Source organism: Levilactobacillus acidifarinae DSM 19394 = JCM 15949 (assembly GCF_001434835.1).
Taxonomy (GTDB): domain Bacteria; phylum Bacillota; class Bacilli; order Lactobacillales; family Lactobacillaceae; genus Levilactobacillus; species Levilactobacillus acidifarinae.
Genome location: NZ_AZDV01000017.1, coordinates 14,768 through 28,382, shown reverse-complemented (window position 1 = coordinate 28,382; position 13,615 = coordinate 14,768). Strand labels below are relative to the sequence as shown.

Annotated in this window: 14 protein-coding genes; all 14 read right to left on the bottom strand. The window is 34.9% G+C overall.

The window, feature by feature from the left end:
* Positions 1 to 18: 18 nt before the first annotated feature.
* Positions 19 to 438 carry a hypothetical protein gene (locus FD25_RS14070; RefSeq protein ID WP_157050055.1) on the bottom strand — a complete coding sequence of 140 codons (420 nt, stop codon included), beginning with the start codon at positions 436 to 438 and terminating at the stop codon, positions 19 to 21.
* A 201-nt stretch (positions 439 to 639) separates the two neighbouring features.
* Entirely contained in the window at positions 640 to 1,614 is a 975-nt protein-coding gene (locus tag FD25_RS06715) for an LCP family protein (protein WP_057802895.1), read from the bottom strand.
* A 126-nt stretch (positions 1,615 to 1,740) separates the two neighbouring features.
* Positions 1,741 to 2,601, bottom strand: a complete 861-nt coding sequence (rfbD, locus tag FD25_RS06710) for a dTDP-4-dehydrorhamnose reductase (RefSeq protein WP_057802894.1) — start codon at positions 2,599 to 2,601, stop codon at positions 1,741 to 1,743.
* A 14-nt stretch (positions 2,602 to 2,615) separates the two neighbouring features.
* Positions 2,616 to 3,647: a dTDP-glucose 4,6-dehydratase gene (gene rfbB / locus FD25_RS06705; RefSeq protein ID WP_057802893.1), complete on the bottom strand. Its 1,032-nt coding sequence runs from the start codon at positions 3,645 to 3,647 to the stop codon at positions 2,616 to 2,618.
* A 12-nt stretch (positions 3,648 to 3,659) separates the two neighbouring features.
* The gene (rfbC, locus tag FD25_RS06700) at positions 3,660 to 4,184 is read right to left on the bottom strand and encodes a dTDP-4-dehydrorhamnose 3,5-epimerase (RefSeq protein WP_235807918.1); all 525 of its coding nucleotides are present in this window, start codon (positions 4,182 to 4,184) and stop codon (positions 3,660 to 3,662) included.
* Positions 4,185 to 4,269: 85 nt separating this feature from the next.
* Positions 4,270 to 5,577 (bottom strand): hypothetical protein, encoded by a 1,308-nt coding sequence (locus FD25_RS06695; protein WP_057802891.1) that lies wholly within the window; start codon positions 5,575 to 5,577, stop codon positions 4,270 to 4,272.
* 9 nt (positions 5,578 to 5,586) lie between these two features.
* Positions 5,587 to 6,459 (bottom strand): glucose-1-phosphate thymidylyltransferase RfbA, encoded by an 873-nt coding sequence (gene rfbA / locus FD25_RS06690; RefSeq protein WP_057802890.1) that lies wholly within the window; start codon positions 6,457 to 6,459, stop codon positions 5,587 to 5,589.
* Positions 6,460 to 6,465: 6 nt separating this feature from the next.
* Positions 6,466 to 7,632 carry a hypothetical protein gene (locus FD25_RS06685; protein ID WP_057802889.1) on the bottom strand — a complete coding sequence of 389 codons (1,167 nt, stop codon included), beginning with the start codon at positions 7,630 to 7,632 and terminating at the stop codon, positions 6,466 to 6,468.
* 11 nt (positions 7,633 to 7,643) lie between these two features.
* Positions 7,644 to 8,579, bottom strand: coding sequence for a glycosyltransferase family 2 protein (locus FD25_RS06680; RefSeq protein WP_057802888.1), 936 nt, complete (start codon positions 8,577 to 8,579; stop codon positions 7,644 to 7,646).
* On the bottom strand, positions 8,580 to 9,707 hold the full coding sequence (locus tag FD25_RS06675) for a glycosyltransferase (protein ID WP_057802887.1): 1,128 nt from the start codon (positions 9,705 to 9,707) through the stop codon (positions 8,580 to 8,582).
* A 22-nt stretch (positions 9,708 to 9,729) separates the two neighbouring features.
* Entirely contained in the window at positions 9,730 to 10,362 is a 633-nt protein-coding gene (locus FD25_RS06670; RefSeq protein WP_057802886.1) for a YveK family protein, read from the bottom strand.
* A 23-nt stretch (positions 10,363 to 10,385) separates the two neighbouring features.
* Positions 10,386 to 11,384 (bottom strand): acyltransferase family protein, encoded by a 999-nt coding sequence (locus FD25_RS06665; protein WP_057802885.1) that lies wholly within the window; start codon positions 11,382 to 11,384, stop codon positions 10,386 to 10,388.
* 2 nt (positions 11,385 to 11,386) lie between these two features.
* The gene (locus FD25_RS06660) at positions 11,387 to 12,151 is read right to left on the bottom strand and encodes a DUF4422 domain-containing protein (RefSeq protein ID WP_057802884.1); all 765 of its coding nucleotides are present in this window, start codon (positions 12,149 to 12,151) and stop codon (positions 11,387 to 11,389) included.
* 24 nt (positions 12,152 to 12,175) lie between these two features.
* On the bottom strand, positions 12,176 to 13,612 hold the full coding sequence (locus tag FD25_RS06655) for a flippase (RefSeq protein ID WP_057802883.1): 1,437 nt from the start codon (positions 13,610 to 13,612) through the stop codon (positions 12,176 to 12,178).
* Between the last annotated feature and the right edge of the window lie 3 nt (positions 13,613 to 13,615).

Here is a 13,615-nt window from a genome sequence, read left to right as displayed (position 1 = left end):
GATTTCTAGGACCAATTTTTAATTACTGGAATTTAGGGACTTATGTCCCAAACTCATCAATCCTAATATAACTACACTAACTATAATAAAGACTGGATTTAACATTGTTAATATTTTATTTAAAGAGCTAGCCATTAGTAAATCCGAAGGAAGAATACCCTCATTTCTATATGTAACTTTTTCGTAATTCGCAATAGAGGTGATACTAACTATAATCAAAAAGGTAGCAGATCCTATCCAAAAACGTCTAGTTAACACAATTAGAGACCCTAAAAGTAACGCTAAAAAAACAAGTGTTAGAATTTGAACCTTTTTATCATACAAAATATTAGTAATCGTTGCCGCTAAAGAACTATTTCCAGATCTCATTAATACTATGTATGCTATAAAAATCATAATAATAAATAGAATATATGGTGTTACTCTTTTATTTCTCATCAATATACCGCCTTAGAATAATTTCTAGTGATATACATTATTATACTACACTTATCCTTTATCAAGTCCGTTGTCTCAGCCATCTAAAAATTGGTTTCTAGAAATTATATCACAGCAAATATAAAAATATTCATACAACTCAAAAAAGATTCGAAGATATGATCTCTTCGAATCCAATATGACTTAGTAACTATTTGTCATTTAGTTATTATTGTTAAAAAGCGCAGCGGTTCCTGTTTCCTTATATGATAAACCTAACCCACTACGGACAAAATTAGTAACTCGCTGAAGTTCCTTCTTTGTCATAACCTCCATATCCTGACCGCTAAGCTCTTTTCCATGACCTTGAAGATGCGTTTCTTTAACGGTCTTATCCGCAGAACGGTAATTTTGCGCAAGCGATTTTAAATTATCGAAAGTTAAGTCTGTCTTGATTTGACTTGATAATGAATTAATAAACGTCTGATTAATCAACGTTGAAATTGAACCGCTCTTTTTAACTAAAGCCATCAAAACTTGTCGTTGACGTGTTTGACGACCGTAATCATTGTTGGGGTCATCATACCGCATCCGTGAATAGGCCAGTGCTTTGGCACCATCCATATGCGTTTTAACACCCTTTGTAAATTTATAACCTTCATATTTAAACGATAATGTTGGTGTCACATCTACGCCATTTACTTCATCGATAACCTTCTGCATACCACCCATGTTAATTAGGGCATAAAAATCAATCGGCACATTCAGCATTTGTTGTACAGTTTGAATGGTCGTCTTGGAACTTCCCCATGCATATGCTGCGTTAATCTTCGATGGCGCCTCACCTTCAAAACCAGGAATCGTAACCGCAGTATCCCGTGGAATACTAGTAACCGTCGTACGATCGTTCTTTGGATCCAGCGTGATAATCATCATACTGTCAGTTCGTCCTTTGTATGTACGTTTTTGTGCCCCAGTATCCGTACCTAAAAGAAGGATTGAAATTGGCTTTTTATCTTTAATCTGTTTACTTACGTTTCTCTGTTTGGAAACGCCGGACGCTTGAAAAGTATTATCAATTGAATTTTTCAAGCTCTGATAACGGTGCATCGCATAAACTCCACCACCAACGATTAAAACCAAAATAATCACTAAAATAACGTTTCTTGCCGTGTGTTTTCTTTTTCGCCGTTCCATATAGGTACTCCCCCTAAATTTAATTAGACCCTTTTTATAAAAGAAAGTTCTTCCATAACTATCTTAACGCTAAAGAATCCAAATGGTTGATTATTCAGCTTTTTTAAAATAATTTAATAATCAGAATTAGTTTATTGTATCTATATCGGCTACCGATTGAAAATCACGTAGTGCATTCTGCCATGTTAGATTTTTAAAACCTAATTTAGCCGACTTGGATAGACTCATTACAGAATGCTTAGGTCGATAGGCCTTTTGCGGAAACTGAGTTGAAGAAACTGGTTTTACTACAGTGTCTGTTGTTTTTAAAATTTCACATGCAAATTCATACCAAGAACATTGTCCTTCATTAGACAACTGATATAATCCAAAATTTGCTTGTTCTTGAACCAAGAAAATCATAAATTCTGCCAAAGTGCGCGTCCATGTTGGTCGCCCTACTTGATCATCAACCACTGATAATTCCGAATGGGATTGCGCCAATCTCATCATCGTGTAAACAAAGTTTTTCCCATATTTACCAAAAACCCAAGAGGTCCGAACAATATAATAACTGGAAACAATTTGTTGTACAACTTTTTCACCCTCAAGTTTTGCTCGCCCGTACTCGTTTTTAGGATTTGGTCGATCTTGTTCAGAATACATTTCTTGTTTAGTCCCATCAAAAACGTAATCTGTACTAATATAAACCAGCTTAGCAGCCAGTTTTTCTGACGCTTCCGCAAGATTTCTAGTTCCATCAACGTTAACCTGCCAGTTTAATAGCTTACCTGGCTCTTCTTCTGCAGCATCAACCGCTGTATATGCTGCGCAATCATAGACAACATCTGGTTGATATGTTTCAAATAGTTGATTAACTTTTTTCTTGTCAGTTATATCCAACTCTTGTGAGTTGACACCCAGATAATCGATTTTTGCTTCATTCAATAAATGACAAAGTTCCATACCTAGTTGGCCATTGGAACCCGTAATCAAAATTTTCACCATATCTACCTCACCAATTATTGACCATTTTTAGAATATTTTGCTTCCACTGTAGCTTTTTCATTCCGCCACCAACTCTCATGAGCCGTATACCAATCAATAGTGTGCTGTAATCCTGTTTCAAAGTCAGTGAATATCGGTTGCCATCCAAGTTCTCGCCGTAGTTTAGTCGAATCAATAGCATAGCGTAAATCATGCCCTGGGCGATCCTTCACCCGGTCATAATCATCACTAGATTTTCCCATCAATTTCAGAATTAAATTTAGAACTTCTTTATTGTTTTTTTCTCCATTAGCACCAATTAAATACGTCTCACCAATTTTCCCTTTTGTCAAAATGGTCCAAACTGCCCGAGAATGATCATTAGTGTGTATCCAGTCACGCACATTTTTACCACTCCCATAAAGTTTAGGCCGAATTCCACTCAATATGTTTGTAATCTGTCGTGGAATAAACTTTTCAATATGTTGATACGGGCCATAGTTATTAGAACAATTTGAAATCGTCGCTTTTAATCCAAACGATCGAACCCAAGCTCGAACAAGTAAGTCCGAACTAGCCTTTGATGACGAATAAGGACTACTTGGATTATAGCGTGACTCAGGCGTAAACTTTTCTCCCAGCCCTTCACCATGTCCTGGTAGATCTTCTCGTAACGGCAAATCACCATAAACTTCATCAGTCGATATGTGGTGGAAACGAACACCATATTTCTGACATGCTTGAATCAAAGTATATGTTCCCACTATATTAGTTTGAATAAATGGGGATGGGTCAAGAAGCGAATTATCATTATGACTCTCAGCAGCATAATGGACAACAGCATCCGCACCCTTCACCAGTTTATTTACCAAATTTGCATCGCAGATGTCACCAACCACTAATCCAACCTTTTCAACGGGCAATCCTGCTAAGTTTTCACGATTTCCAGCATAAGTAAGTTTGTCTAAAACAGTTATATGTTGCACTTCGGGATGATGTTCAACAACATAATGGACAAAATTTGATCCAATAAAGCCAGCGCCACCCGTTACAATTAAATTTTCCATTCCAAGCTCTCCTTAGATTTCACCATAAACAAACGGATTGTCTTTCTCAAACTCCGTGAAACTAGGTTGCTGTGCATCCTTTTTCGACGTGATTGCTTGGTCAAAATCAATTGGCCAAGTAATGCCTAACTCTGGCGTTGCAAAGGAAAAACCACCATCAGCATCTGCATCATAATAATTATCACATTTATATAAAAAATTGACGTTATCGGTCAACGTAACAAATCCATGTGCAAAGCCCTTAGGTACCAATAATTGGCGATGATTACTTGCAGAAATAATATATCCTTCCCATCGCTTATAGGTCGGAGAACCCTTACGAACATCTACTATTACGTCTAGTACCGCTCCTGTAACAACCCGTATCAATTTAGTTTGTGCAGATTTCCCTCGTTGAAAATGAAGGCCACGGAGAACACCTGCCTGTGATGATAATGATTGATTATCTTGTATAAAATCAAAATTAATGCCAGCCGCTTTAAAATCACGATCAGAATATGTTTCTGTAAAAAAGCCACGTTGATCACCAAAAACCATTGGTTCAATAATTTTAACATCTTGTAACTTCGTTGTCGTTACCTTTAATTTACCCAAGATTCATTTCTCCTTTATTTTTACTTAATCATTTATCATAAACAATTTGCGGTGTTTGTGACAAAGTCACCTTTTGATGAGCAATCCAAACATCCTTATTAGCATCTAATGTCCAACAAACATATCGATTAGCATAACCTTTTCTTTCATATTTAAGAACATAATCATTCTGACTGTTTAGCTTTACTCGGTCATTTAACGTATAGCCATTTAGGTTACTTAATAATTCCATTATTAACCTACCACTTTGCTTCGCAACGTAGTTTGGTGCTGTCCCTCGATACATTCCCCACTGACTATCACCATTACCCTCATCTACTAGACTGTACAAAGATATTATTGGTTGGTGCATCATATCAAGTACAAATAAAGACCTTGCCAGGTAGTTTGCCTGGTCTCCCTCTGACCAAACACCATGATGACTCTTTTCCATCGAGTAACCAAACTCGGTCGTCACCAATGGCATTTTTTTTAATGAACTTTGTGTGTTCTTAGTACCAAAACTAATCAATTTTTTTCTTGAGTTAACAGCAAATAAATTTTCGGGTGCGCCATTTCTTGATTCCTGACTAGATAAATAAGGATGATTTGAAATAGCATCTGGATAACTTGCTAACCCTGTATTTAAAGCCGACTTAATAGCCGTTTTTGAGTCTACGTAGTTTCCAGCTAAATTTCCACCAAGAAATACAGAATTAGGATCATATTGTCGAACCCATCCTTGCATTTTTCGTCCCAATCCATTCCATGCTTTAGTTAATGATTTTTCGTTACCATTTTCACTTTGATTAAACCAGAAAAGACTATTTGGTTCATTCCACATTTGCCATACAACTCCGCGTCCTCGATAACGTCTAATAGCAAATTTTATCATTTTACAATATTTATCAATTACCTTTTTAGGATGTATTTTATACATTTGACTATCCTGAGGACTGTCTGAACTAAATTCAATAATTGGTACTAAATGATTTTTTCGAGCAACCGAAATAGCTTCATCAAATTCTGAAAAATCAAATTTATCATTTTGAACATACCCTTTTTTAAAAACAATGGGTAAAACTACATATTTAAAATCTGTTTTTCGGGCTAACTTGAGTTGTGAATTAATATAATTCTCATTTTTAGTAGAGCCCTTTTGATAAGCATATAACCAAATAAATGTTCCCGCTTTATCTGTCAAAGGCTTTTGATAGTTCAAAATTTTCGCACGTGATTGTTGTTCTTTTCGTAAAATTCTTACTTCTTTTTGGTGCTCAACAACTAAATAACTACAAGCTCCAGATATAATTACCAAAATTATTATACTGATTATCCAAAAACTTTTTTTCTTCATTATCTTATCCTAATCAATTTCATTGACAATGTTCAATAAATATTGACCATACTGATTTTTTCTCAACGGCTCAGCTAACCTTTTTAACTGTGCCTTATCTATGTACTTCATCCGAAAGGCCACCTCTTCAATACTAGCAATTAAGATATTTTGCCTTTTTTCAACGGTTTGAATGAACCCAGAGGCTTCTTGCAACGACTCGTGTGTTCCCGTATCCAACCATGCAAAACCTCGACTAAGCAATTCAACCCGTAAAGTTTTCTGCTTTAAATATACATTGTTAATATCCGTAATCTCAAGCTCACCTCTGTCAGATGGCTTAATGCTCTTTGCAATTTTAACAACTTGATTATCATAAAAATAAATCCCGGCAACTGCAAAATGACTTTTCGGATGTTCTGGCTTCTCCTCAATACTTTCAACCCTGTGTTGCTCATCAAAACTAACAACCCCAAATCTCTCCGGATCATTTACCTGATACCCAAATACCTTAGCACCAGATGTTAACTTGGCAGCTGATTGAACCAATCTTGAAAGGCCATTTCCATAAAAAATATTATCGCCAAGAATTAGACAAACAGAATCATCACCAATAAATTTTTCACCAATTATAAACGCTTCTGCAAGACCATTGGGCTGCTTCTGAGTCGCATACTCCAAATTAATCCCAAGTTGCGAGCCATCACCCAGAAGTGCTTTAAAACGGGGAGCATCTTGTGCTGTTGAAATAATCAGGATATCTCGAATACCAGCTAACATTAATGTCGAAAGTGGATAATAAATCATTGGTTTATCATAGATTGGAATCAACTGTTTAGACGTCACCAAAGTAACTGGATATAGCCTAGTACCTGAGCCACCTGCTAAAATAATTCCTTTCATTTACTATCACTCCTTTAATCTTTCTTGTTTAATTGGATTTAAATTCGAAAATATCATCATAACCGTAATATTAACACCCACGATAAAGAACGTTGATTCAATCATTCCAAAAATCATCAGCGTTACAGCCATTATTACAAGTGCAAAATTATTTTTTAAAACCGCTTGTTGACACAGTAGGTAGTAATAAATAATAAACAACACTAGAACAATAATGCCATACTGAATAGCAAGCGTTACATAAATATTATCCATTACAATGATTCCAGCTGACCGATAGTCACTCACCTGTTGTGGTAAAAATGGTATTCCAAATTTAATAAGGTATTGGTTAAGAATATTAACACGATCCGAGGTCAATCGATTAACAAATTGCCAAAATGGCGTACTATAATTAAAAATCGCAACTACACTTATTGATATTACTGTTAGAGCTCCAAACACATATTTTGCATAACCTTGTAGCTGACTTACAACTCTCTTAAATACCTCTGTTTTATATTGATAAAGCCAAGAAGCACCACTATAAAGAATTGCCGCCAACATGGAACCTCGTGAATTTGTCAAGACTAACATTAAAACTATGACTACTGCAATTAACCCATAACCATAATTAGGTGTTTTCCCAAAGTTCAAATACAAATATTCTAAAATACACATCATAATTAAAGCACCCGTAATATTATATTGACCAAACCCTAACGAATCACGCACAATCGTAATAGTTCCTTCTCTGAGCCCAGTAACGCTTGGAATAAGACCAAAACGATTAGCTATAATAATACTACCAACTAAAAAAGTACGTAATTTAAAATCTTTCCTTATAAATAAGTTTATGTCAATATTCTTAGCTGCTGCCATAAACATAACACACATAAAAAGAACGTTTAACTTTAGCGCATAAAACGCATATAACCCTATCGCAATACCCAACGAAATTAATATGAATTCTTCAAGTGTATAGCGGTTCGTCAGAATTAAAATCATCAAGCCGATTAATACAACTAAGTTAACACCAAATGTCAAATTAGACGTATTGAAAAAAGTATTTATCCGGCTCACACCAAACACAATATAGGTAATTTCATAGGTGGCATATAAAACAAACAAGGCTTTAAATTTAGCTTCCGAATCTTGCAACGTTCTCAATTTATTCCTAAGCCACGTCCCCAAAAGTCCACCTCCTAGTCTTTTACAAATTTTATACCTAAAAGTGCAGCATTCAATGCAAGCGTACCTGAAATCGTATGCTTTTTAAAACCATTTTTAAAAATCATCCAACTCTTTCTGACTGAACTACCTTGATCAAAAATCTTTAAAAAGTTTTCAGCTCTACGCATAGGTACATAATTTGTCTTCGCTATGGATATCTTTCCTTGCTTAATTTGTAGTATCAATAATTTTTCGAATTTACTAAAGTCTTTAATCTTTCGTAATTTTCCAAAAAAGCTTTTATTAATGCCCACTTGATTATCCTGATGTTGCCGGTAAAGGATTGTAGGTTGATTGATAAAATGAATTTGGCCACTTTGCGCTGCTATCAACGCAAAAAACCAATCATGCATCACAATCTGCTGTGAATCAACTGGAAGGACCTTTTTCTTTAAACTATTATTTATCATCACAGTACAACCCGTCACGATATTATCAAAAAATAGATTATCTGGATTCAACCAATAATCTGTATTAACACGACTAAGCACCGTTTCATTAGAAATTAATTGAAGCTTTTCGTCAACAAGGTTCAAATCCGTAAATACTAATTGTGGGATTTCCTTGTCATTGTTCATAGCAGCTACTGTAACTTCAATCTTATTTGGCAACCAAACATCATCCTGATCGCAAAACATATAAAAATCAGCATCCACTTTCTCTAATAGAGTAAGAAACGATTGTTTAACACCACAATTTTTTTGCTTATCTGCATTAATCCAATGGATTCTAAAGTCCATTGCACAAAACTCTTTAATAATTTGTTGCGTTTGATCCGTTGATCCATCATCACGAATAAATAAATTCCAATTCTTATACAATTGCTTTTGCAACGATTCAATCTGTTCCGCTAAATAATTAGCACCATTATATGTTGATAATAGCACGGCAACCTCTTTATCAGCCACTTAGCCTTCCCCCAAATAAATTCGATAAATACCTTCAGCCGCATCTTCTACGCCATAACCACGTTTCTTCATTTCTTTTAAATAAGAACGCCGTTGTGAACAATTACTCATCGATTGCTCGATAATCTTTGCCCAGAATTCATCCGATTTACTTAATTCGATTGGATGAACTAAATTTTTAAGTTCATTCCCTAATGGAATTGTCGCTGATGGAAAAAAAGTAAGTCCATTCGTTTGTGCTTCCAAAAGAACGGTACTCAATCCCTCATTTAGTGAAGGCATTATGATTGCATCCATTGCTTGATAGTAATCACTAATTCGATCAGTCGCATTTAACAAAATAACATAATCATTCAAGTCCAATTTTTCCATTGTTTGTAAAATTTTGTTTTTTGCTGGACCATTCCCTATTAGAATCAATTTTGCATCTTTTTCAATAGATAAAAGTTGCTTAAAGATTGACAATAGTCTGACTTGATTCTTTCTATCATTCAAAATTCCCACATTCCCGTATAAATGCCAATTATCAGGAATATTTAGTTGCTCTCTCACGCGATTTCGAATATTTAAATCGAATACAAACTTTTCTAATTTTATCCCGTTAGGAATAATTTTAACTTTATGTTCTCTAATACTTTTCTTAGTGAACATCCAATTAGCCGCTTCTTTAGAGACTGCTACTCGTGACGAAACTATTCGATCAACCAATTTTTTCCCCAATTGATGCAAAATCTCAAGACATTTTAAAACAATTTTATTACCACTAGAAGCAAAATAAGTATTATGTGAATTTAGTATAATTCGTTTAGCACCAAAATGATGAGCGAATAAAATAGGCAAAAAATTCCATAAAGCTGTTTCATTAAAGTGTATAACATCATATTTAGAAGCATTTTTTTTAAAGAACTGACGACTTTGTTTTAGATGTCTTTTCAAATCACCATTTGCTGGTGGAATAACATTAAATCCCCATCCATGTTGCAGCACCATATCTTGACACTCTTTTGATCCAGAAATCGATAATACGTCGATTTTTAAATTCGGCGCTTTAATATGACCAATAACATTAAAAATATAACGTGTCATTCCGCTGGCCTTTAAAAAGTCGCCTATTACTAACACTCGCATAAATTACTTACACTCCTAATTTCTAATGCTTACGTCGACCTTCACGTCTTTCTTTTAGTGCATAGCCAAACATAAAGATTGCATAAGCAACAACCGCCGCAATCAACGCCCACTTTTTAATTGGCTGTGAATAATCCGGTTTCGTTTCAGTTGCCCAGTCTGCAGATGCCGGTGATAATTGCGTAACTAGTAATGTCTTATCTACTTTAGTGTATTTATTTTCATAACTATAGATGACTGCATTTACAATCCAGCTTGCTTGAACCGCATTTCTCGAAGTTGCCGCAACTTGTAAAATCGTGCTAGAAGGCTTAGCAATCACATTGACGTGCTTCATTAGGTATTCTGTTGAAAAGCTAACATTATGTTTAACTTTAACTCGTTTTGAAGCTAATCGAAAGATTCCTACATCTCCGAGTTGGCTTTGCACCGTTCCTAGTCTTGCAATATCAGCATTCAACACATCTGTTTTAGACTGTGTTGGACTAGCTTTATGATGAACATTAACTGTCGAAGCAACTGTATACGCAGGTACAAAATTACGTTTTGTAACATAGTATCCAGCAACGCCACCAATCACTGCAATCAACAAGATCCAAAACAATCGATGCCATAGTACCTTAACAAAGGGTAAAAAAGAAAATTTAGATTCCATAATTCCTCCTGTAGTTAAACAACTTAATTCAATCCTTGTCCAAGTGAAAGTCTACCAATACGAAATTTTTCAAAAACGTAATAACCAATTATACAAACAACCAACGCAATCCCACTAATTATAAAACTTAATCCTACAACATCAGTCACACCCAAAAACTTCAAAGCAATGATTCTTGCCCCAGCGATTGGAACCAAATGCATAACGTAAATTGCCATAGATGCTTGACCTAACCAGCTCAAAGTACGATTAAGAATTGATATTTTTTCAAACAGCTGTGCTAAATAAATAGTCATGAGAATTCCAATACTAATCGTTAAAAACTTTGCATACGAAGATTGCCAATATACCCCAGAACTAATAACTTTTAAGTAACCAATATTGATCATTACAAACAAGCACATTGATACAATCAATTTAACTCGCGAAAAGGTCAAAAAATTCTGAATATTCTTATGCTGTAGAACTAAACTCCCTATCATAAAAAAGAAAAAATTTAACGAAAATGCATCAAAAATCCAATATCGAAATATCATCGGCCGAATGAGAAAAAACACTAAGCTAATTATAAATAAGGCTTTGTTCCCAATCAATCGCTCACCAAAATAAAAAGTTAAAAATACGATGAACAAAACATATAGGAACCAATATTCTGAAAACGGCGCAATTGGTGATAATAAAATGTCTTTCACACCAAGACCAGAATTTGTCACACGTTGTGCAACCGCCATAATACTCCCTGTAATGACAGTCCAAAAAAAATATGGAAAAACTAGTGAAATAACTTTTTGCTTCATTGCCAACTTAACATTCCGTTTAACCCAATGTGCCGCAAAAATTCCTGAAAGAAAAAAGAATAATGGCATGTGAAATCCGTAGATTATATTATACGGTTTGAGTAAAACGCCAGTTGCCAATTGATCATGCGAATTCATAATTCCGCCTAGAGCATGCCCATAAATAACTAATAAAATTCCTAAGCCTTTAGCAATGTCAATCCATTGAATTCTTTTTCCTGCCATAATTACTCCCGAAATCCCATTAATTTTCTCAAAATAAAGTTTCCACCTTTTTTAAACCAGTTTTGTTTCTCCATAAAAACACAATTAATTTCTTTATAGGAGTAGCTCTGTCGTTCCAACCAAACATCTAACAATAACTCGCTTACAAAACCTAAGACTCTTGACTCATAGTCATCATAATCGCTGGTATCAATCCTAGAGTTCAACTCTGCAAGTATACTAAACATCCATTCACAATATGCTTCAAAATAAACTTTTTTCATGATGAAAATATTAAACATATGTGCCGACGTTTTTTTCATAACTTGATCATAGGCAGCTAAGTACTCTGGATATAAGTCACTGATAACTCTTCGACACTCTTTTAAAGGCTCAGCATGATGTGCATGAATATAGTGCGAATAGTTAGTTTCAATATAATAGTGTCGTTTTTTAGGCAAGATAATATCATATTTTTCTAATAATTTTTGTGCCTCACCGTTTGATAGTACTGTTGAGAAATCCTTTTGTCGATTTAAACTCAGAAGTCTTCGATAATGTACCAATCCTATAGCATCTGCATCAAGATTTTTCCAAGCCCAATATATAGCAGTTAACTCATTGTAAGTACCGTTTTTACTAGATATATTATCTCCCTGATTATCAGGTTGATATCCTAATTTCACTTCAGGATGTAGGGCTGTACCCACATGAACCGGTAAATATAGTGCCGAGTCATTAGGCATCGGTGCCTTCTTATGTGCAGCAACTAATACTTTAATATTCACTAAACATTCCCCTTTTATTATTTGTCAATTTCGCCTTCTACGTAACTTATCTCGCAAAATATCTTTCCCTTCGATAACCAACCTGGGTCTTAATATTAGTAGTAGTCCTGAATAACAAACAATACCGGCCAATACCTGTACAACTAAATTAATAACAGTTGCCCGCATAGTTATATTCAATTCAAACACCAAAGCAAACATGATAATCCCAGATATCAAATACTTATAAAAATCTGTAAATAATAATCGAATTTCGATTTGCTTTCGCACAACGAATAGCTGATACACCGTTACCGTTAATTCTGCAGCTACTGTCGCAATAGGGGCTCCAACCGCCCCCAAGAAGATGATTAATGGAACATTCAAGATAATGTTTACAATTGCCCCCACAATTACTGACGCTGTGTATTTAGGAATTTGTTCTGTGGGCATCATATATTGCTGGCCTATTACATTGCTCCACCCAATCAAAATAACCACTGGAGCTTCAATGATTAGCAATAAACCAGAAATGCTAAAATCACTGCCAAAATATAACGGTGCTAAGGTTGTTGCAATTCCTGCAATTCCAAATCCTAAAGGTATCGCAATCAATGACACAAACTCGAAGGACTTATATAAATATTTCTTAACAGATTCTATTTTCCCCTTGGCGTATAAATTCGCCATATGTGGCAACATAACCACTCCCGTAGCCGTAACCACAGCTAAAACTGTTTTAATCAACTTATCAGCGTAGTCATAATATGCAACTGAATTCACTGAATCTAGGTTACCCAGCATTGTTTTATTAACTTGCTGGTAAACTAAATTCGCAGCTTGTGGGACAAAGAGCATTAGTGCAGGAATATAATGATGCCAAATTTTCAATTTTTTAAATGATATTATTTGAACGTTTCTTTTCAAATAAGGCCATAAAGTCAAGTTTCCCAACAACTGTGAGATTGCTAAAATGAAAATATAAAGGCCCAAATCATCTTTAGTCTTAATAAAAATAAAAATCGATGCCAAGGTTGCCAATTTGACCAACGTATTTCTAAATACAGTTTTACGAAAATCTTCAATCCCCATAAAAAACCAAGATACATCAAATGCCCCAGCTAAAAGCTGAAGAGATTGAAAAATCATAAATAATTGATACCGACGATCTAACAGTAAAAAAATTCCAAAAACAATGAAGGTCAGTAAGACATTGACCATCTGCAATAGTTCAATTTCCCAAAAAGTTTTTGAACGTTCATACAAACTATCCCTATGAAACGCAACCTGTTGATTACCATAAACCGTGATTCCAATAGTCCCGATTAAAACAAAATACATAATAATAGAATTGGTGTATGAATAAACACCTACTCCTGTTGGTCCAAGTACACGTGCAACGTACGGAACTGTTATCAAGGGAGTAATTAATATTAATACTTGGTAACTGGCGTTGTATAAGTAATTACGTACAACTTTCATGAG

What these genes read in the sequence shown, in the direction of transcription:
- FD25_RS14070 (WP_157050055.1), bottom strand. Translation starts at nt 438, where the DNA reads ATGAGAAATAAAAGAGTAACACCATATATTCTATTTATTATTATGATT.
- FD25_RS06715 (WP_057802895.1), bottom strand. Translation starts at nt 1,614, where the DNA reads ATGGAACGGCGAAAAAGAAAACACACGGCAAGAAACGTTATTTTAGTG.
- rfbD (WP_057802894.1), bottom strand. Translation starts at nt 2,601, where the DNA reads ATGGTGAAAATTTTGATTACGGGTTCCAATGGCCAACTAGGTATGGAA.
- rfbB (WP_057802893.1), bottom strand. Translation starts at nt 3,647, where the DNA reads ATGGAAAATTTAATTGTAACGGGTGGCGCTGGCTTTATTGGATCAAAT.
- rfbC (WP_235807918.1), bottom strand. Translation starts at nt 4,184, where the DNA reads ATGGTTTTTGGTGATCAACGTGGCTTTTTTACAGAAACATATTCTGAT.
- FD25_RS06695 (WP_057802891.1), bottom strand. Translation starts at nt 5,577, where the DNA reads ATGAAGAAAAAAAGTTTTTGGATAATCAGTATAATAATTTTGGTAATT.
- rfbA (WP_057802890.1), bottom strand. Translation starts at nt 6,459, where the DNA reads ATGAAAGGAATTATTTTAGCAGGTGGCTCAGGTACTAGGCTATATCCA.
- FD25_RS06675 (WP_057802887.1), bottom strand. Translation starts at nt 9,707, where the DNA reads ATGCGAGTGTTAGTAATAGGCGACTTTTTAAAGGCCAGCGGAATGACA.
- FD25_RS06670 (WP_057802886.1), bottom strand. Translation starts at nt 10,362, where the DNA reads ATGGAATCTAAATTTTCTTTTTTACCCTTTGTTAAGGTACTATGGCAT.
- FD25_RS06665 (WP_057802885.1), bottom strand. Translation starts at nt 11,384, where the DNA reads ATGGCAGGAAAAAGAATTCAATGGATTGACATTGCTAAAGGCTTAGGA.
- FD25_RS06655 (WP_057802883.1), bottom strand. Translation starts at nt 13,612, where the DNA reads ATGAAAGTTGTACGTAATTACTTATACAACGCCAGTTACCAAGTATTA.